This window comes from Marinobacter sp. UBA2688 (assembly GCF_002352785.1).
In the GTDB taxonomy this organism is placed as follows: domain Bacteria; phylum Pseudomonadota; class Gammaproteobacteria; order Pseudomonadales; family Oleiphilaceae; genus Marinobacter; species Marinobacter salarius.
Genome location: NZ_DELU01000024.1, coordinates 247460 through 267799 on the forward strand (window position 1 = coordinate 247460; position 20340 = coordinate 267799).

Consider the following 20340-nt stretch of genomic DNA (forward strand, 5'->3'; position numbering starts at 1 on the left):
ATTCATTGTTGGCACTAATCATCAATTTTGTGGCGTTTATTGTCAATTTATGGCATCGCCATCGGCGCAGAATACAGTCACACCTACAATCACAATACGGTTTCACCATGGCATTGATGGACATGATGAGGGCGGTTCTTGAGGAGAGCGGGTTGCTGCCCCTCTGGAACACCCTCGCCCCCTGGCTGGCACTGGACGAACGCCAACTGATATTCGTTGTCGCTACGCCGGTGTTTATTGCCGTCACCCTGTGGGAGTACCTGCGGATTCGCCACGACCCCACGCGCATGGACGTACCGGAAGCCCTGCGGAATTTTGCCCTGGGTGCCGGCTACCAACTGACAGAGTTGCTGTTCGCGGGCCTGATCGCCTTTCCCGTATACGCATTCCTCTACCATCACCGCCTGCTGGATCTGGAACTGAACTGGGCAACGGGTCTTCTGACGTTTGTTGGAGTGGATTTCTGTTTTTACTGGATGCACCGTTCCAGCCACCGCATACGCTGGTTCTGGGCCGCCCATGTGGTCCACCATTCCTCCGAGCGAATGAATTTCTCCACCGCCATGCGCCAGAATGCCACCAATATCTTTAACGGCATGTGGCTGTTCTATGTGCCCCTGGCGTTGATCGGCTTCAATCCTGTGTGGATCGGCGTGGCTTATGCCCTCTCACTGGTGTACCAGTTTTTCATTCACACCACGCTGGTTGGCAAACTGCCAGGCTGGGTGGAAACCGTGCTCAACACCCCCAGCCATCACCGGGTTCACCATGGCCGCAACCCCGGCTATATCGACCGCAACTACGGTGGCACTCTGATCGTCTGGGACCGACTGTTCGGCACCTTTGTCGCCGAAGACGAACAGGCACCACCGGACTACGGCATTACCCGACCGATACACTCCAGGAACCTGCTAGTGCTGTGGACCCACGAGTACGTGGACCTGTTCCGGGCCATGGCCCGACCAGGCGGCCTGCAAGCCCGCCTGAAGCACCTGTGGAAGCCACCCGAATGGGATCGGGACGCGGACTAGCGCCACAAAAGCCGGATTTTCTGGCTCCGTCTCACATTAAGGCCCGATTTCCGGCTAGACTCCCGTTTACGCCAACAACCCGCCCGGAATCGACCAACATGGACCTGCAGGAAAGTTTCATCAACAGCCCCGATCACCATCGAATTCCGTTGCTGTCGTGGGCGGCGGAGGCCCCGTCGGCCGTGCTGGTCATTGCCCACGGCATGGCGGAGCATGCAGCCCGCTACCAGCCGCTGGCGCTCTGGCTGAACCAGCAGGGGGTATCGGTGATTGCGATCCAGCATCGAGGCCACGGACCGCATTGCCCCGAAACTGACCTTGGCCATTACGCCGACCACAAGGGCTGGCAGAAAGTAGTGGACGACCTGCAGCAAGTCGTTGTCCATGCCAGAAAGCAACACCCCGACCTCCCGCTAACGCTGTTCGGCCACAGCATGGGTTCGTTCATCGCCCAGGCCTTCAGCCAGCAGTATGGTGACCAGATCGACAGACTGATCCTCTGCGCGACCAATCGTATCGACAAACCGAAGTTGCGGGCCTCCCTGGCACTGGTCCGCTCTCTCCGGGCACTGCGCGGGAAACGGCACCACAGCCGCCTGATCGACAATATGACCTTCGGTGCCTTCAACAAGGCGTTCTCCCCCAATCGCACCAGCCATGACTGGCTCAGCCGCGACCCGCAACAGGTGGACCGCTACCTGAGAGACCCACTCTGCGGCTTTCCCTGCACGGCAGGCCTATGGTCCGACTTCATTGGTGGCATGCTGACCATCAATCCAAAAACATGGCGCAAGGACCTTCCGATACACCTGCTGGCCGGTGACAGCGACCCGGTTGGCGAGATGGGACACGGTTTCAACCGGCATGTTGCCAACCTTCGTGGCGCCGGCCTGCTCGTTGCCTCCGACCGTCTGTTTCCCGGCGCCCGTCACGAACTGGTCAATGAAACCAATGCTGACGAGGTCTGGCACCACATCCTCGACTGCCTGCGTACCGGGACAGACTCCGGCGCGTAAAAACATGACGCCGACCGGCCCGGGGCGCTAAGATCAATGCCACCCAACTAATCGGAGTAAGCCCATGTTTACCAACAGAGTCGTGTGGATCACCGGCGCCTCGTCCGGCATTGGTGAGGCCCTGGCAGCCAGGTTTGCGCGCGAAAATGCAAGAGTTGTTCTTTCGGCGCGACGCCAGCCAGAGCTGGAGAGGGTCCGCCAGCACTGCATTGATGCCGGCGCCGCCCCGGAAAACATGCTGGTATTGCCTCTTGACGTTACCGACCTGCCCTCACTTCCGGTAGCTGCCGACCACGTCATCAGTCACTTCGGCCAGATCGACCTGCTGATCAACAACGCCGGCCTTTCCCAACGCTCTCTGTGCAAGGATACCGAGCTGTCGGTGTACCAGAAGCTACTGGATGTGGATGTGATGGGGCAGATTGCGCTGACCAAGGCCGTGCTCCCCCATATGCTGGAGCGCCAATCCGGACACCTGGCGGTGACCGCCAGCGTGGCCGGTAAAGTCGGCGTCCCCCTGCGCACCGGCTACTGTGCCGCCAAGCACGCGGTGATGGGCTTCTTCGACGCCCTGCGGGCCGAGGTGGAAGACGATGGCATTCTGGTCTCCACCATCACCCCCGGATTTATCCGCACGGACATTTCCCGCAATGCCCTGGCGGCCGATGGCTCTGCCTTCGGCGAGGAAGACGAGAACATTGCCGGTGGCATGGACGTCGGCGAGTGCGCGGATGTCATCGTCAGTGCGCTGGCCAAGGGAAAACGCGAGATTCCCGTCGGCAAGGGCAAGGAAATGGCAGCGCTTTGGGTCAAGCGTGTCGCTCCCGAGATGATGTTTAAGTTGGCGCGCAAGCAGAACTGAATCTGGAGTCACTGAAAACGGTTATGTACCAATCCACGTCAGCGGATCATCAACCAAGAGTCTGCTTCTTACGCATTGCCACGCTGCTGTTTTTTTCAATAGCCAGCCTCCCGGTCATGGCCGGTGAAGTCAGCCTCGGCGTTGCTGCTAATTTCACCGACACCACCCGCGAACTGGCCAAACAGTTTGAAGCCAAGACTGGCCACACGGTTTCAGCCAGCTTCGGGTCCACCGGCAAGCTGTACGCCCAGATCCGGAACGGTGCGCCCTTCGACGTGTTCATGGCCGCCGATGCACGCAGACCGGCGCTTATTGAGAAGGCGCGGGCCGGCGCCCCCAATACCCGCTTCACCTATGCCCGGGGCAAGCTGGTGCTTTGGAGCCCGACCCCGGACGCTTTCGGGGACGCTGAGAACTACCTGGCCCAGCAAACGTTCGCAAGGCTGGCCATGGCAAACCCGAAGACCGCGCCCTACGGCCTTGCAGCACAACAGGTTCTGGAACATTTAGGCCATTGGCAGGCACTGCAGGCGAAGCTGGTTCGTGGCGATTCCATCGCCCAGACCTTTCAGTTTGTGGTCAGCCGCAACGCCCAGGCCGGCTTTGTAGCCCTGTCTCAGGTAACATCCTGGGACGACAAGGAAGGCTCCCTTTGGAACGTGCCCCAGGACTATTACCAACCCATTGACCAACAGGCTATCCTTTTGAACCGGGGAACCAGCAATGAGGCAGCCTTGGCCTGGATGGACTTCCTGAAATCGAACACTGCCATCGCCACGATCCGGGGCTATGGCTATGACCCCGCTTACGACACGGCTGACTGATGCTTGAAACCTACTGGGACCCGGTCTGGCTGACACTCAGGCTGGCCACGACCACCACATTGTTGCTGCTGCTCATTGGCACGCCCATCGCCTGGTGGCTGGCCCGCTCCCGGCGCTGGCTGCGCCAGCCGGTTGCAGCGATCGTCGCCCTGCCCCTGGTGCTGCCACCCACAGTGCTCGGTTTCTACCTGTTGCTGGTCATGGGGCCTGACGGCTGGGTTGGCCAGATAACACAGTCCCTCGGGATCGGCCTTTTGCCATTTACCTTTGAGGGCCTGGTGGTGGCGTCGGTCATATACTCCCTGCCATTCACCGTTCAACCTCTGCAGAATGCCTTTGAAGCCGTAGGCGAGGGGTTCATGGAAGCCGCCGCAACCCTTCGTGCCGCCCCGTGGGAGCGGTTCCTGTTTATCGCCGTGCCCCTGGCAAGAAACGGATTCCTGACCGCCTCCGTGCTCACCTTCGCCCACACCATCGGTGAGTTCGGCGTGATCCTGATGATCGGTGGCAACATCCCGGGTGAAACCAAGGTGTTGTCGGTGGCCATCTACGACCACGTGGAATCCCTTGAGTACGCCCAGGCCCACTGGCTGTCCGCCGGCATGGTGGTGTTCTCCTTTGTGGTTCTGGTGACCCTCTACGCGCTTAACGGCAAAGCCCGCGCGGGAGCTCTCAGATGACCGCCACTATCCATGCCCGCTTCCGGTGTGCCTTTCCGGGGTTCGACCTGGACGTTGACCTGACCCTCCCGGGTACCGGCATTACCGCCCTGTTCGGGCACTCCGGTTGCGGCAAGACCACGCTGCTTCGGTGCATGGCAGGCCTTCAGAACGCGCCCGGAACCATGACCGTGCTGGGCGAACCCTGGCAGACGGAAGAGCTCGTCCGGCCGGTACACAAGCGCGCCCTGGCGTACGTTTTCCAGGAAACCCAGCTTTTTCCCCACCTGAACGTCCGCAGGAACCTGGAGTTCGGTTACCGTCGCATTCCCGCCGGCGAACGACAGATCAGATTCGATGACGCCGTTCGCTGGCTTGGCCTGGAATCCCTCCTGGAGCGCATGCCGGCCGGACTTTCCGGTGGTGAGCGCCAGCGGGTCGCGATTGCGCGGGCACTGCTGACCAGTCCAAGGCTGTTACTGATGGATGAGCCGCTGTCTGCTCTGGACCGAGCCAGTAAACAGGACATCCTGCCCTACCTCGAGAGGCTCCGGGACACCCTCGCGATTCCCATCATCTACGTGTCCCACTCCACGCCAGAGGTCGCCCGCCTGGCCGACCACATCGTGATGATGGAGGATGGCCGGGTGGTGGCCCAGGGCCCGCTGCAGGAAACGCTCGCCCGCACCAACAACCCCTTTCGACTGGAAGACGATGCCGGGGTTCTGCTGGAAGGACGGATCGACCATCTGGACCCACGCTGGCATCTGGCCCTGTTCAGGTTCGACGGGGGCCAACTGTGGTTGCGCCAGGACGACCGGCTGACACCGGGAGACAGGGTTCGTGTGCAGGTCCTGGCGCGGGATATCAGCCTCGCGCTGGCTGAGCATTCCGACCAGAGCATCCAGAACCTGGTTCCGGCCATCATCGATCAGGTCGATCCGGATGTGGCGCCGGGCGTTAGCCTTGTGCGGCTTCTGGCGGGGCCAACACCGCTGTTATCAAGGCTGACCACCCGCTCCGTAGACCAGCTCGGCCTTGAACCCGGCAAGACCGTGTGGATGCAAATAAAGTCCGTAGCTCTCGTGGACTGACACCTTTGGCCCGGTGTTTGGCCCGCCCTGCTATCCGGCGTCGGCGCCAGGATGGTTACCCTGACCTGACTCTCAAACACAGGGCAGGTATTGATTGTGGGCAATCATCAAACACACTGGGTGCACAGCGGCGGGCTCACTATCCATGCCGTTACCGAAGGCCATCCGGACTCGACGCCGCTGGTGTTGGTTCATGGCTACCCGGACAATCTTCAGGTCTGGGACAAGGTCAGCGCCGCCTTGAGCCAGGAGTATCTGGTGATCCGTTACGATGTCCGTGGTGCCGGCAAGTCCGGCAAGCCCCGAAAAACCCGGGATTATCGCCTGGCCCTGCTGGCCGACGACCTCCAAGCCGTGGTAGACACCCTGATCCCCGGACGCGAGTTCCACCTGATCGCGCATGACTGGGGGGCGATCCAGAGTTGGGAGTCCGTCACCGGAGAGCCCTTGCAGAATCGCATTCGCTCCTACACCTCCATTTCCGGCCCCTGTCTGGACCACATCGGCTTCTGGCTCCGGAAACAGCTGGAAACACCCGGGCTGGCAGGGGCAGCGAAGGTACTCCAGCAACTCACAAGCTCCTGGTACGTGTTCCTGTTCCAAGTGCCTGTGATCCCGGAAATGATCTGGAAAGCCGGCCTCGACAGGCTCTGGCCAGGGTACCTGAAGCATCATGAGCAGGTTGCCGATGCCAGGTTCAGCGCCTCCCAGAAGTCCGACGGGCTGTATGGGGTCAAGCTTTACCGGGCGAACTTCCTGACCCGGTTGCTGCGGCCACGAACCCGGGTGGCGCGCTGTCCGGTCCAGGTAATCATCCCGACCAGGGACGCATATGTGCGCCCTCAACTGAACGAGCATCTGGTTCGCTGGACCGGAAAATTAACCCTGCAAACGCTGGATACAACCCATTGGGCGCCACTGACGGAACCCGAAGCCGTATCTCGTGCCGTCCGCACATTCGTGGCTGCACACCCCTGAGCTGCCCCATACAACGAAAAAGGCCGCTGGTTCCAGCGGCCTTTCGGGACAGGGTGGTAATCGGTTTTAGCGGGTACCGTACACCACCATGGTCTTGCCCTTGACTCGCACCAGGCCCTGGTCTTCAAGGGTTTTCAGAACCCGCCCGACCATCTCCCGGGAGCAACCCACGATCCGACCGATCTCCTGGCGGGTGATCTTGATCTGCATGCCATCAGGGTGGGTCATGGCGTCCGGTTCCTTGCACAGGTCCAGCAGGGTGCGGGCAACCCGTCCAGTCACGTCCAGGAAAGCCAAATCACCCACCTTGCGGGTGGTCTGGCGCAGACGTGAGGCCATCTGCTCGCCGATGAAGTACAGAACCCTGGGGTCCTGCTGGGCGATTTCACGAAACTTGGTATAGCTGATCTCGGCAACTTCGCACTCCGTCTTCGCCTTTACCCAGGCGCTGCGCGAATCCATGTTGTCGAACAGCCCCATTTCACCGAAGAAATCCCCAGCGTTCAGGTAAGCCATGATCATCTCGCGGCCATCGTCGTCTTCAATAATGACGGTAACGGAGCCCTTGACGATGTAAAACAGGGAATCGCTTTTGTCCCCTGCATAAATAATGGTGCTCTTGGCAGGGTAACGCCGGCGATGGCATTGCGAAAGAAAATAGTCCAGATGCTTGGTTTTCTGCTCAACCGGCTTGACGATAGTGGCCATAGTGCGAGTCATGCCTCCTTTGTACTGGCGGGATCCCAATGTTTTTATTCACCCTGCTTTCCCTGCGGGTTTATTCATTATGAGCGCAACTTATAACAAGATGGCTCGGTTTCGGCAACCTGAAACATTATAGACCACATCAGCGGGGCTGCTTTTCAGCGGGCTGCTGGTGCTGACGGGATGTGCTAGCATCGCTGCCAATCGTACGTTATATCCCACTCGGAGCGCGAAATCAGATGAAAGCAACCATTGACTGGACCGGCGACGCCAGCTTTCGGGCAACCAGCGGCAGCGGCCACTCGGTGCAAATGGACGGGCCACCCGACCATGGCGGCAAGGACCTGGGGCCACGCCCCATGGAAATGATGCTGATGGGGCTGGGCGGCTGCTCGTCCTTCGACGTCATGAGCATTCTGCAGAAAAGCCGTCAGGACGTCACCGCCTGCCATGCCGAACTCGAAGCGGAGCGGGCCGACGCCGTTCCGGCAGTGTTCACCCGCATCCATCTGCATTTCGTGGTCACCGGAAACAACCTCAAGGAAAACCTGGTGAAGCGGGCCGTCAGCCTGTCGGCCGAGAAGTACTGCTCTGCGTCTATCATGCTGGAAAAGGCGGGCGTTGCCATCACCCACAGCCATGAGATACGCGACACCGCCTGAACCGGCAAACAACAGGTTCCCACAACGCGGTCACAGCGGCCTGCCAGTCTGTGGCAAACCGGCGGTTATTACGGATGCTAGAATGTTGCCCCGTACTCTACCCAAATTGAAGGTCGATGTGCATAATACGCACCCTTCTCCGCCGGTCTGCGCAAAAGGTAAACAATCCGGTCAGTTATCGGTGGCGGCCTTGGTGGCATGCATCAGACAGACATGACCACTGACATTCATCTCCAGACAATTGGGGGGGCTGAACATGGAAACCAAACTACAGTTACATGGTTTCAATAACCTGACCAAATCACTGAGCTTCAACATCTACGACATCTGTTATGCGCAGACCGAAGAGCAACGTGAAGCTTACATTGACTACATCGATGAGATGTACAATGCCGAACGCCTGACCCAGATCCTCACCGACGTGGTCAAGATCATCGGTGCCAACGTGCTCAATATTGCCCGTCAGGACTATGAGCCCCACGGCGCCTCTGTCACCATGCTGATTGCCGAACACGAACTCAGCAACGGTGAACCGGACAACGAAGAGTCACCCGGCCCCCTGCCGGATGCCATCGTGGCCCACCTGGATAAAAGCCACGTAACAGTACATACCTACCCGGAGAGCCACCCCTACGAAGGCATCAGCACCTTCCGGGCGGATATCGACGTGTCGACCTGCGGTTTGATCTCGCCGTTGAAAGTACTGAACTACCTGATCCACAGCTTCGACTCCGATGTGGTCACGGTGGACTATCGTGTGCGCGGCTTTACCCGCGACGTGGACGGCACCAAGCACTACATCGACCACGACATCAACTCGATCCAGAACTACCTGACCGAAGATACCCAGAACGCCTACCAGATGATTGACGTCAACGTGTATCAGGAAAACCTGTTCCACACCAAGATGATGCTCAAGAATTTCGATCTGGATAACTATGTGTTCGGAGTCAATGCCAGCGATCTTGACCCCCAGGAAGCACAGTCCATCGAGGATCGTCTGCGCCGGGAAATGCTGGAGATTTTCTACTCCCGCAACGTAGAGTAGTAACACGCACAGAAAGATTGAGCCTGCGCCTTACCGGGGCGCGGGCCAACTTGTTCAATTTAACTGAACAACCATTCCAAGATTCTCCGATTTCATCTTCTCCCGTCACGCAGTTCAATAGCCTCATAGCGTTCTAATCAACCAAGAGGCTCTGAACATGAAGAATATTCTCATTATTACCGCAAGCATTTTTGGTCAGGACGGCCAGTCATCCAGACTCGTCAGTCAGACACTGGACCAGCTCCGGCAGACCTACGGCGACATCCAGGCCACCTATCGGGATCTCTCCGCAGAGCCGGTACCGCATCTGGACGCCGAACGGTTCGGTGCCTTCCTGACCAACGCGGACGACCGCGATGGCTCACAGCAAGGCGTCGTCGATTATTCAGATTTGCTGATCAGTGAAGTTGTCGACGCAGACGTCATTGTTATGGGTGTGCCGATGTACAACTTCGGTGTACCGTCGGTGCTGAAAGCCTATTTCGACCACATTGCCCGGGCCGGCATCACTTTCCGATACACGGCGAGCGGCCCTGTTGGCCTTCTGGAAGATCGGCCGGTGTACATCCTGGCGGCGCGCGGCGGCCTATACGCCGGCACGCCGAACGACTCCCAGACGCCGTTCATTCGATCCTTCCTTGGTTTTATCGGCCTCAAGGACGTTCACTTTGTCTACGCCGAGGGCCTGAATATGGGGGATGATAAAAAAGAGAATTCCCTGCAAGAGGCCGGACGAGCCATTGAAACCCTGACCGCCTGAACCCGGCGATTTTTGGCATTGGAAGGAGATCCGTCATGACAGAACGAACCCTCAGACAGGTTATTCCCGGTACCGAAACGTCCGATGGCGCCGGCGTTCGTATCAAGCGCTCCCTCGGACAGCAGCAGAACGTCCGTCTCGATCCCTTCCTGATGCTGGACGAATTCGGTTCCGACCAACCGCAGGATTACATGGCCGGCTTCCCGTCACATCCGCATCGCGGATTTGAAACGGTTACCTACATGATCGAAGGGCACATGCTGCATGAGGATCATCTCGGTAACCAGGGCAACCTGAAGAATGGCGGCGTGCAATGGATGACCGCCGGGCGGGGCATTGTCCACTCTGAAATGCCCCAGCAGGAATCGGGGCAAATGCGCGGTTTCCAGCTGTGGCTCAATCTGCCGGCTGCGGACAAAATGAAACCGGCGGGTTACCGCGATATCCAGCCTGATGAAATACCAGCCATTACCTTCGATGGTGGAGTTATCAAGCTGGTGGCTGGAGAGCTGACCGTTGACGGCCAGATACACCAGGGCGCCGTCACCGGAGGTAGCACACGGCCTTTGTATGCGGATATCCACCTGGAACCGGGACAGGAAACCCTGCTGCCGATCGATCCGGAACTGGAAGGCCTGCTCTATCTGTACGCCGGAGAAGCGTCCCTGCATTCAGCGACAGGCCCCCAGCCCCTGAAACGCTCAGCGGCAAGCATTCTTTCCGAAGGTGACAGCGTCCGCGTTGGCGCCGGTAAGAACGGAGCCCGAGTGCTGCTGATTGCCGGCAAACCGATTGGCGAGCCTGTGGTGCAGTATGGCCCGTTCGTGATGAACAGTCGTGAAGAGATCGAGCAGACTCTGCGGGACTACAGGGACGGCCGTCTGACGGCCTGAAGGCCTTCAGGCAAAGGGCTTATGGGCGATCAGTTCCTGCACCAGCGGGCGCATGGTCAGATCCATGGCCAGCGATAGCTTGGTTCCCGGGATGACCAGCGTGTCGTACCGGGACAGGCTGCTGCCGCCAATCATTTGCAACAGATAGGGGAAATCCACCTCCGATGGGTCTCGGAACCGGATGACGATCAGGCTCTCGTCTTCTGTCGGCACATCGCGGACCACAAAAGGATTGGAGGTATCCACCAGCGGAATGCGTTGGAAGTTCACATGGGTGTGCGCAAACTGAGGGACAATATCGTGCACGTAATCGTCCATACGGTTGACGATGGTCTGAACGACGGCGTCCTGTGAGTACCCTCGCTTGTTGGTGTCGCGGTGAATTTTCTGGATCCATTCCAGGTTGACGATCGGTACCACTCCCACCAACAGATCCACGTACTGGGCAATGTTGTAGGCATCGCTGACCACGCCCCCATGCAGCCCCTCGTAGAACAGAAGATCGGTTTCCGCCGCCAGCGGTCCCCAGGGGGTGAAGGTACCCGGTTTGTGGCCGGCCTCAATCAACCGCCGGTCTTCGTCATGCACATACTGGCGGAACTGGCCGTTGCCGGTGTGCCCATAGTCATAGAACAGGGCTTCCAGCTTGTCGACATGGTTCGCCGCCAGGGCAAAATGATTGCGTTCACCGAACTGCCCCTTCGCCGCGAGGCGGGCCATCTGCTCACGGTTGTAGCGGTGGAAGCTGTCACCACTGACCATGGCGGCCCGCAGCCCTTCGCTGGCAAACAGGCGGCTGAATATCTCACCCGTAGTGGTGGTTCCAGCGCCGGAGGAGCCGGTAACCGCGATGATCGGATGGCGTTTAGACATAAGCAGGAGGTCCGGAAAGTCAGTCCAGGCTGGTCAGCAGCCGCGGCTTTTCGATGGTGAAACCCTGAGCGTAATCCACACCCAGACTGGTCAGCATATCGAGAACCGCGCGGGTTTCAACCCGTGAAGCAATCACTTCCCGTTTCATGTAGTGCGCCATATCCACCATGGACTTCACCATGGCCTGATCGGTTTCACTGGTGTCCAGTTGGCTGGTGAAGGCGCTGTCCAGCTTGATCATGTCCACCGGCAGGCTGCGCATGAACTGGAACGACGTTGGCCCACTGCCAAAATCCCCCAGGCAGAAACGGCATCCCAGCTCCTTCATTTCCTCAATGAATTCTGAAATGCCCTGAATGTCGTTGATCGCGGAGGCCTCGGTTATTTCGAACCACAGTCGTTCAATGGGTGCGTCCTTCTGGCTCAGCTTGTCGTAAATAAACTCCATCAACTGCTGATCATTCAACGAGTGGCCAGAAAGGTTGATGCAAATCCCACCCATGTGCTTCGGATCCGGTGCGTGGTCGCGCAGCCAGTCCAGCATATGCCCCACCACCCAGCGGTCCACCGCCTGCATGCGATCATAACGCTCCGCCATGCGGACAAAATCCTTGCCGGTGATAAGGTTGCCGTCATCACCATACATACTGATGAGAACCTCATACTGCGCTGCCATGGACGTACGCGCGTGCAGCGGGATGATCTTCTGGCAACGCAGCAACATACGCTCCTCGTTGAGATCCCCAAGGTTGGCCACCTTCGCTGCAATCTGCTCCTGACGGGCATGGTCATGCGCATCCAGGGTGTATTCCATCACCTTGCCATGGCCGCGTTTCTTGGCCGACTTCATGGCTTCCTCCGCCGCCTTCAGCCAACGTTCGGCATTTGCCAGCGCCGGCAACTCAGGTGCCAGGCCAACACTGGCAGAGAGATGGTAACTGCCACTGTCGAAAACAAATTCCATGGCTTCTATGGCTGAGACTATCCCACGAGACGCGTCCAGGGCGTTTTCCGCCGGCAACATAAACGCGAACTCGTTCCCCGAGAACCGGGCCAGCGGCATGCCATCACCAACATGGCTGCGAAGCACATCAGCCACCCTGCGCAATGCTTCATCACCGGCCTGATAGCCGGCCGTATCGTTGAGCAGACGGAACTGCCGCAGGTCCAGCAACACAAGAGCCCGCTGGTCCTCGCGCCTGGCCAGTTGCTGATCCAACATACGTTCAAATTCGCGGCGCCCCAGCAAGCCGGTCAGCTCGTCATGGGTGGACGCCCACGACAACTGGTCATAGACCTTACGCACCATCCGGTCGATGCTCTCATCCACCAGGGGCCGGTCGTACTGGTTGTCCGGAACGATAATGCCTTTGCGCATGTGTTGGGCCAAAGCCTCCAGCGCCAGCTCGACCACGCGCATACCCTGATGATTGACGAATACAAATCGACTGAAGCCTCGGGCTACCCATACCAGGCGGATATACTGGGGCTCATCCGGTTTTTCCTGATCCCGCAACCAGTCGCCGGTACGCAATTGCTGTGCCCGGTTGATCCACCGCTGCAGGCTGCGCTGATCACGCTCGGACATTGCCTGACGCTTGTCGTCCTCGCTTTTCGACGGTGGAATCTCCACCATCTCGGGCGGGTTTTCAGGGCTGCGCACCAGAAACTGCTTGAGCTCGTCGCGTATCTGGGAGGACGGCATGTGGTTGCTGGAAATGGACGCCAGTCCATCCTGGATCACCCGCAGCAGCTCGGGCAGATTGATATTGCTTTGCGGATCCTCCGCGAAGGTCATCAGCGAATCGATCACCGAGAGGTAATCCTGCCACAGAGGGCTGTCCTCTCCCTGGCGTATCCAGGTCAGCGACAGCAGGTCTCGCCAGCCGCCATCCAGCAGACTGACCACGGCTTTCGGCACTTTTTTCCCGGCCAGTTTAAGCTCCAGCACCCGGGCAACCGCCTTCTTGGATTCAGAAACCTTCTGGGCGCCCTCCGCTGCTGCCGTTACCCTTTCCACGTTGCGGCGGTAGACCAGGTTCTGGCGATCAATCAGCGAGTCCAACTCCTGCACCGCGTTCTCGAACACGCTGGTATCCTGCTCAAAATCGGTGGCTATCCGCTGGATCAGCTCATCAATACGCCGCTGAACAACCGGATTGATGCGGCCGCCTTTCACACCCAACTGGGCCAGGCGATTCATCACACCGCGCACCGGGCTTTCCTGGTCGTCGAAGAATTCCGGGTCGCGCATCACCACTTTCAGCACTGGCACTTCCAGCTGGCGCATCCGCGACTGGGCGTATTCACTGAGTTTCGGGCTTTCCACCACACTGTTGAAGAAGCGGTCCACCACGTCCAGCGTGCCCTGTTGCTCTTCGCCCAGGGCATGTTCACCGCTTTCCTTCACTCTTTCCACGACACGTTCGCGGAGGGAGGGCTGGTCCGGAGCCACCGTCGCAGCCTGTACCTGGAGCTCCTGCAATTGCTTCTGTAACTCTCCGGCAGACAGCTCCCTCGCACCGGGGGAAAAATCAGCAGGAGCAACGTCGCCCCTTGCCAGGCGGCTGGCAGACAGGGTACCGAGGAGGTTTTTTACCGTGGCAAAAGCGTTCTGGGCGGCGCTGGCATAGCCCCGAAACTCGGTCACCGACTTACGGGATGACTGCTGGCTGCTCTTTTGCGCCGGGGCCTGCTGTACCGCCGCTCCAGAGTCGTCCGGTTGCCGTGCTTCCGTCGGCGGAGCTGGTTTTTTCTCGCTCTGTTCGGATGTCTTTGGCGCCTGCTCACTGAGATACTTGCTGAGATCCAGGTCCGGCAGCACACCATGGCGGATCAGGATGCTGTTCAACTCCCGGTACAGCGGCCCAAGGTGCATCAGCACCGATTTTTCGAAGACACGCAGGCAGACTTTTTCTACCTCGCGATCCGCCTTGAGCTGGCTCAAGCCAACATGGAAAGACTCACAGATCAGCGAAGGCCCTAACGGATTATGATGCCCCGTGGAATTGGCGATGCCCAGTTTATCGAGCCGCAACTTCAGCTGAAGCAATTCACCCCGATATTGGGTATCCGCCTTCGTGACCATCACCCGAATCGTCAGCCAGTCTTCGAACTCGCCCTTGTCGACAACCGACAATTCAGACCCTGGAAACCCCTTCGGAGCAGGCTTTAGTGGCGATTCCAGGCTACGCGCCATCTGATGCCAGATGACCCGCTGACGGGCCTGAAGTTGGCCAGAGGCATCCATGTACTCATTCGCCTGCTGGTCATTGCCAGCCTTCTGGGCAGCATCCCGCAAGGCGGTTGTCATCTGCACAAGGCAGGCATCCATCAACGGCTCAATATACTGAATCACCGCCTTCGCGGATTGATGCAGAACAAACTGGACCTTGTCACTGGGTGCCCGTAGTGACGCACGGTCCTGATGACGGTTGGCACCACATTGCTCCAGCATGGCGCTGACGGCTTCCGGGTTGGAGCGGGTAAAACTCACGCCCATGGCGCCCTCTATCCGCCGCCTGATATTTACATGAAGCTCATGGCGCTTACGGCCATCAGGGCTGCGAAAGCGTACCACCAGTTCCTCGGCACCCCGCGAGAGCACCTGATCCAGTTTTCTGGACGTTTCCCCGGAATAACGTACAAACAGGCCTTCCGCGCAAAAGTCGGCGATCTGGCACGGTAGATTGTCACCACTGCCAACATCCAGCTGAGCAGCGAGTTTAATCGGTTGGCGGGGACTAGAACGACGTTCTTTCGGATCCATGAACTACCTGATATCTGGTAAAGCCGAGTGACCCGATAGGGTAAACTGTTTCTGTCACCGGCCGGTATCCCTGAAAGGCAGCGGTAGCTACCTGCTACTTGGGGGAACATGGCTGTAATATAGCGTCTGGCAGCTATGCCAGCCAGCCACAAAATAACAGCCTGGACTATGAAACAGCTTAGTCAGATCTACTTCGTTATGCTACTGATAACGACACTTTCAGGGTGTACGACTTTAGGTTATTACAGCCAGGCGGTCAGTGGCCACCTGTCACTGATGATGTCCACGCAATCCGTGTCCGGACTGATCGACACACCATCAACACCGCCGGCGTTGAAGCAGAAACTCCTGGTGGCGAACGAAGCCCGTCAGTTTGCCGCGCATCGTCTGGCACTGCCGGTGGGAGACGCCTTTGCAAAGTACGCTGAGCTCGGGCGGCCCTGGGTGGTTGTCAATCTGGTGGCCGTTCCGGAGTTTTCCCTTCAGGCCCATCGGTGGTGCTATCCAGTGGTTGGCTGCCAGGCCTACCGGGGCTACTACGAGCTGGAGAACGCCCGGAACGAGCAGCAATTATTCATGGCGGACAACTACGACACGTTCATTGGTGGTGTCACCGCCTATTCAACCCTGGGCTGGTTCGACGACCCTCTACACACCGGCTTCACGTCGTTGCCAGACAACCGCATGGTAGCGCTGATGTTCCATGAACTGGCGCATCGCGTGGTCTATATAAGCGACGATACGGCCTTTAATGAGAGCTTCGCAACTGCCGTGGAGTTGGAGGGCCTCCGGCTGTGGCTAGAAACAGAGGGCGATGGTTCGGGGTTCCAGAGGGCGCTGGCGCGTCTACGTCAACGCAACCAGACCCTCGCCCTGGTCGAGGACGTATCACGGCAGCTTGAAGCACTCTACGCCCGACAGGGCACCCTGCCCAAGACGGAACTCCGACATCAGAAAGCGCAGCTGTTCCAGGCCCTCCAGGACGATTACCTGGCCCTGTCAGCAACCTGGGAGCAGCCAGGACCGTTTGGAGAAAATCCGACCGGACTGAACAACGCCAACCTCGCCCTGTTCAGCCAGTACAACCAGCATGTGCCCGCCTTCCGACAGTTACTCCGGGACCATGCTGGCGACTTCAGCGACTTCTATAAAGCGGTGGAGACCCTGGCAGATCAGTCCCAAGACATTCGACAGCGCCGGCTATCCGATCTAGGACAACGCTTTCACGAAGACCTTTGAGTTACGCTGGGTGTTGTAGGACGCCAGCTTCGGCCCCGGCAATTCACGCACCGTGGAAGGTTGGAACCCCCGTTCCCGGAACCAGTGTTCGGTCTGGGTGGTCAGCACGAACAACCGTTGGATGCCCTGGCCCCGGGCCAGCTTTTCAACCATCGCCAGGATGTCATCACCGCGACCGGCACGGCGATAGGCCTGGTCCACGGCGAAACATGAAAGCTCGCCCGCACCTTCATCGGGGTAATGGTAAAGCGCAGCGCATCCCACAATCGTGCCGTCCCGCTCAGCCACCACGAACCGACTGATTTCGGTTTCCAGCATTTCCCGGGAACGGCGCACCAGAATGCCCTGCTCTTCCAGCGGCTGGATCAAGCCGAGAATACCGCCAATGTCCTCCACCCGGGCCTGGCGGATCTGCTCGTAGTTGTCACCACTGACCAGCGTGCCCGCACCGTCACGGGTAAACAGCTCTTCCAGCAACGCGCCATCATCGACGTAACTGATAATATGAGCCCGACGCACACCTTTCACGCAGGCGTCACAGGCTGCCCGCAGCAGATCGCCATCATGCCCCTGCACCATACCTGCCGCCAGACGATCAGATGCCTGACGAGCGGACAGTTCACGGATCAGTCCGGCATTTTCATCCAGCAACCCCTGATTCTCGGCAAACATGATGAGCTTCTCAGCCTGTAGCGCAGCGGCCACCTGGCTACCCACATCTTCATAAGACAGGTTAAAGGCATCTCCGGTCGGCGAATACCCAAGCGGCGGCAGCAGTACGATATGGCCCAACTCCAGCAATTTCTCGATTCCGGCCACGTCTACCCGACGAACCTGCCCGGTATAGCCAAAATCGATGCCGTCCAGAACGCCTACCGGCCTCGCGGTGACATAGTTGCCGCTGCTTACCCTGATTCGTGCGTTATGCATGGGTGAGTTCACCAGTCCCATGGACAACTGGCTTTCCAGATACGCCCGCAGCCCACCAATGGCTTCCAGCACCGGCGTCAATTGTTGTTCCGGCGTTACCCGCAAGCCTCGGTGGAAAGTGGATTCTTCGTTTGCCGCGTCCAGACGCGACTGAATCTGGGGCCTTGCACCGAAGGCCACCACGAGCCGGATACCCAAACTGCTTAGCAAAGCAATGTCATGAATGATGTTGATCAGGTTGTCATGGGCAATCGCATCCCCCCCAATCGTCAACACCACAGTGCGACCACGGTGTGCATTGATATAGGGCGATGAGTGGCGGAATCCGTGCAGCCATTCGTTCGATTTCAAACTCTTCTCCTGCGAGTTTTCAGCTTATGGAGCGTTCCGGGTATTGGCGGGAGACTCTCCCAAAACACGCCCGTGAATACGTCCCTGTAGGGCTCGGTCGCGCCATCCCTGGCGCTCCACGGTTTTGGGAGAGTCTCCCGCCAATACCCTCGTTATACCACTGAGCTGCCTTCCAAACGATCAAAGGCAGAACCTTGTGATCAATCCTTTGAGGATTTTTACCGCCGGGTCCAACTGCGACAACTCCAGGAATTCATCGGGTTGGTGTGCCTGATCGATGTAGCCGGGGCCCATAACCAGGGTTTCCATACCCAATTTCTGCAACCACGGTGCTTCCGTGGCAAAGGCTACCGCTTCCGCAGTATGGCCTGTCAGTTTCTCACAGGCGCGGACCAGCTCGGCTTCGGCCGGGGTTTCAAATGGCGGCACACCATCGAACAACGGCTCAAATGTCAGCGACAACTCACGGCTTTTGGCGACCGGCTGCAGGGTGTCGAGTATCTCCTGGCGCAGTGCCTTCATGTCCATGCCGGGCAAGGGGCGCAGATCAAAATGCAACTCGCAGCGGGCGCAAATGCGATTAGGATTATCACCGCCGTGGATGCAACCCAGGTTCATGGTGGGTAACTGAACCTTGAAATTGGGGTTGCTGTATTTCGCCTGCCACCCCGACCGCAGCGCGAGCAGTTCACCCAGCGCTTCGTGCATGCCTTCCATCGCGTTGCGGCCAAGGGACGGGTCAGAGGAATGGCCGGACTGGCCCTCGAACACGAGGCGCTCCATCATGATGCCCTTGTGCATGCGCACAGGCTTCAAGCCGGTAGGCTCACCGATGACCGCATAGCGGGCCTTGGGACGACCGGCCTCGGCCAGCGCCCGGGCACCATCCATGGAGCTTTCCTCGTCGGCGGTGGCGAGAATGATCAGTGGCTGCTTCAGGTCCTGGTCCACAAAGGCTTTGGCCGCTTCAATGGCCAGCGGGAAAAAGCCTTTCATGTCGCAGGTGCCAAGGCCATACCAGCGGTCGTCCCGTTCGGTCAGGGTAAACGGGTCGCTTTGCCAGCGCTTGTCGTCAAACGGGACGGTATCGGTATGGCCCGAGAGCACCAGACCGCCAGGGCCGCTGCCCAGTGTCGCGATCAGGTTGTACTTTCCGGGCAATCCGGGCACTTCCAGTATCTCGACCTTGAACCCCATGGGCTCCAGCCATTCGGCCAGGGTACGCACCACCGGTTCGTTGCTGTGATCCCACTCGGCAGACGCACTGCTGATCGACGGCTGTGAAATCAGCCTGGTGAGCATCTCGCGAATGCCAGGCAGGTGTTGGATGGATCCGGACATAGAACACTCTCCGCCCCGGTGTGGGGCTAGCGGGCCTGGCCTTGGCGCCAGACCTCAAACGTTGCAATCAGTCTGATGGCGATCGGATACGCCACTTCCCCGCCATCAATCAGCCGTGCGACTTCCAGTCGTTCGTCACCCACGCTGACCAGGCGGCCTTCCACAACATTACCATTGTCCAGCGTAACTCTCACCGTGCGCCCAACCCAGGTTTCAGCATTCTCCGTGTCGGCCAGGTTCCAGCCATCGACGACCGGGGCACCCTCTCCCGGCACTACCGGTTCAAGCACTTCCTGAGGCACATCCGGCACCGCGGGCTCGATGCGCTCAAGATAGACATCGGGCACCACCGAACGGTTGTAGCGGACGGCCAGGCTGGCGTCTGCGGATTCATCGCTGCGAACAGGCACGCCCCATACCGGTGCCGAAGGATTCAATTCCAGGGTCAGTTCTCCGCCTTCTGTCAGCCACTGTCGGTAGAGGGCCAGCAACTGGTCACTGGCGCCAAAGCCACGAGCCGCCAGCGAGTCGCGAAACGCTGCCATGACGATACCGGCCCATTCCCCGGTTTCCACACCCGATTCCCTGGCACAGTAGGCCGCAACACGACGCATCAGGCCACCATCCCGCAATGTCACAGTAACCGGCGACTGCGTGGATTCCGGCAGGGCCGGCAATGACAGCGGATTCAGGCGAGCGCCGGGCCAGTCCAATTCCACGCTGCCGGCGTTGGCGGTCGTCAGCTCCGCGTAGAGACCATCGCCACTCTGAATGACCATAGCCTCCCCGGACACACCATCGACACCAAGACGCATCAGATCACCGCTACCCAACTGCTGGCGATGATCAGGACCGCAGACCGGTGAGAACAACGCCGGGGTTGCGTCGCCTGCTGCCGTCACCCAGTTACGGAACATGTTGGTGTCGAGACCCAGGCTCAGGTTCTCCGCCACCAATGACCAATGCGGGGGCAGGTCCGCAGGGTCCAGGAGCGCACGCACGAGGGCGACCGGAGAGCCTGCATTGAACATCAACCGGTCGAACGCCACCGGGCGGGTAAGCCGGAAATCCTGGTAGCTGCCATCACCCAGCACCAGTCGGCCGACGAGGTCCGAGCGAATATGACCCCGATCAATAACGCCCAGTTCCTCAATCGCCTGCTGGGCATCGGCCAGCCGCTGGTCAGCCAGCCACCAGACCGCCCCTTTGAACGACAGGTAGCCTATCAGGGCCAGGATAACCAGAAAGGTCAGCAGGCGCTTCATGATGTGGTCCTCTTGGGGCGTGACGCCAGGATGTTACCTC

18 protein-coding genes are annotated in these 20340 nt (G+C 59.1%); 12 read left to right on the forward strand and 6 right to left on the reverse strand.

Features of this window, described 5'->3' with window-relative positions; genetic code table 11:
* The first annotated feature begins 107 nt into the window (after nt 1–107).
* From B3M52_RS14295 to B3M52_RS14325, 7 genes are all read left to right on the forward strand, one after another.
* On the forward strand, nt 108–1031 hold the full coding sequence (locus tag B3M52_RS14295; protein ID WP_075194222.1) for a sterol desaturase family protein: 924 nt from the start codon (nt 108–110) through the stop codon (nt 1029–1031).
* A 98-nt stretch (nt 1032–1129) separates the two neighbouring features.
* Nucleotides 1130–2047, forward strand: a complete 918-nt coding sequence (locus tag B3M52_RS14300; protein WP_075194221.1) for an alpha/beta fold hydrolase — start codon at nt 1130–1132, stop codon at nt 2045–2047.
* Nucleotides 2048–2111: 64 nt separating this feature from the next.
* Entirely contained in the window at nt 2112–2909 is a 798-nt protein-coding gene (locus B3M52_RS14305) for an SDR family oxidoreductase (RefSeq protein WP_036210911.1), read from the forward strand.
* Nucleotides 2910–2932: 23 nt separating this feature from the next.
* Nucleotides 2933–3733 (forward strand): molybdate ABC transporter substrate-binding protein, encoded by an 801-nt coding sequence (modA, locus tag B3M52_RS14310; RefSeq protein WP_075194220.1) that lies wholly within the window; start codon nt 2933–2935, stop codon nt 3731–3733.
* A complete protein-coding gene (modB, locus tag B3M52_RS14315) occupies nt 3733–4413 on the forward strand; it encodes a molybdate ABC transporter permease subunit (RefSeq protein WP_041332518.1) in 681 nt (226 codons plus the stop codon). The genes modA and modB overlap by 1 nt, the downstream gene beginning before the upstream one ends.
* Nucleotides 4410–5486, forward strand: coding sequence for a molybdenum ABC transporter ATP-binding protein (gene modC / locus B3M52_RS14320; protein WP_075194219.1), 1077 nt, complete (start codon nt 4410–4412; stop codon nt 5484–5486). Before modB ends, modC begins: the two co-directional genes overlap by 4 nt.
* Nucleotides 5487–5582: 96 nt before the next feature.
* Nucleotides 5583–6464, forward strand: coding sequence for an alpha/beta fold hydrolase (locus B3M52_RS14325; RefSeq protein WP_075194218.1), 882 nt, complete (start codon nt 5583–5585; stop codon nt 6462–6464).
* 66 nt (nt 6465–6530) lie between these two features.
* On the opposite strand, the gene crp is transcribed toward B3M52_RS14325, so the two are convergent.
* On the reverse strand, nt 6531–7172 hold the full coding sequence (crp, locus tag B3M52_RS14330; protein WP_007153756.1) for a cAMP-activated global transcriptional regulator CRP: 642 nt from the start codon (nt 7170–7172) through the stop codon (nt 6531–6533).
* A gap of 236 nt (nt 7173–7408) precedes the next feature.
* On the opposite strand from crp, the gene B3M52_RS14335 reads away from it, so the two are divergent.
* The 4 genes from B3M52_RS14335 (at nt 7409) to B3M52_RS14350 (ending at nt 10532) form a co-directional block, all read left to right on the forward strand.
* On the forward strand, nt 7409–7831 hold the full coding sequence (locus tag B3M52_RS14335; RefSeq protein ID WP_036210899.1) for an OsmC family protein: 423 nt from the start codon (nt 7409–7411) through the stop codon (nt 7829–7831).
* Between the two features lie 256 nt (nt 7832–8087).
* A complete protein-coding gene (gene speD / locus B3M52_RS14340; RefSeq protein WP_036210896.1) occupies nt 8088–8879 on the forward strand; it encodes an adenosylmethionine decarboxylase in 792 nt (263 codons plus the stop codon).
* 157 nt (nt 8880–9036) lie between these two features.
* Nucleotides 9037–9639: an FMN-dependent NADH-azoreductase gene (locus tag B3M52_RS14345; RefSeq protein WP_036210893.1), complete on the forward strand. Its 603-nt coding sequence runs from the start codon at nt 9037–9039 to the stop codon at nt 9637–9639.
* A 35-nt stretch (nt 9640–9674) separates the two neighbouring features.
* Nucleotides 9675–10532 carry a pirin family protein gene (locus tag B3M52_RS14350; protein ID WP_075194217.1) on the forward strand — a complete coding sequence of 286 codons (858 nt, stop codon included), beginning with the start codon at nt 9675–9677 and terminating at the stop codon, nt 10530–10532.
* 6 nt (nt 10533–10538) lie between these two features.
* On the opposite strand, the gene B3M52_RS14355 is transcribed toward B3M52_RS14350, so the two are convergent.
* Both B3M52_RS14355 and B3M52_RS14360 read right to left on the reverse strand, forming a co-directional pair.
* Complete coding sequence (locus B3M52_RS14355) at nt 10539–11405, reverse strand: phosphoribulokinase (protein ID WP_075194216.1); 867 nt, start codon at nt 11403–11405, stop codon at nt 10539–10541.
* 19 nt (nt 11406–11424) lie between these two features.
* Nucleotides 11425–15174 carry a DUF1631 family protein gene (locus B3M52_RS14360; protein ID WP_036210884.1) on the reverse strand — a complete coding sequence of 1250 codons (3750 nt, stop codon included), beginning with the start codon at nt 15172–15174 and terminating at the stop codon, nt 11425–11427.
* A 168-nt stretch (nt 15175–15342) separates the two neighbouring features.
* Here B3M52_RS14360 and B3M52_RS14365 point away from each other — a divergent pair, with 168 nt between their 5' ends.
* The gene (locus B3M52_RS14365) at nt 15343–16413 is read left to right on the forward strand and encodes an aminopeptidase (RefSeq protein ID WP_036210881.1); all 1071 of its coding nucleotides are present in this window, start codon (nt 15343–15345) and stop codon (nt 16411–16413) included.
* Here the strand turns inward: B3M52_RS14365 and argA are convergent.
* The 3 genes from argA to B3M52_RS14380 form a co-directional block, all read right to left on the reverse strand.
* Nucleotides 16384–17694 carry an amino-acid N-acetyltransferase gene (argA, locus tag B3M52_RS14370; RefSeq protein ID WP_036210878.1) on the reverse strand — a complete coding sequence of 437 codons (1311 nt, stop codon included), beginning with the start codon at nt 17692–17694 and terminating at the stop codon, nt 16384–16386. The genes B3M52_RS14365 and argA overlap by 30 nt on opposite strands.
* Nucleotides 17695–17874: 180 nt before the next feature.
* Entirely contained in the window at nt 17875–19035 is a 1161-nt protein-coding gene (argE, locus tag B3M52_RS14375; protein WP_036210875.1) for an acetylornithine deacetylase, read from the reverse strand.
* Between the two features lie 26 nt (nt 19036–19061).
* Complete coding sequence (locus B3M52_RS14380) at nt 19062–20300, reverse strand: acetylornithine deacetylase (RefSeq protein WP_075194215.1); 1239 nt, start codon at nt 20298–20300, stop codon at nt 19062–19064.
* Nucleotides 20301–20340 lie beyond the last annotated feature (40 nt).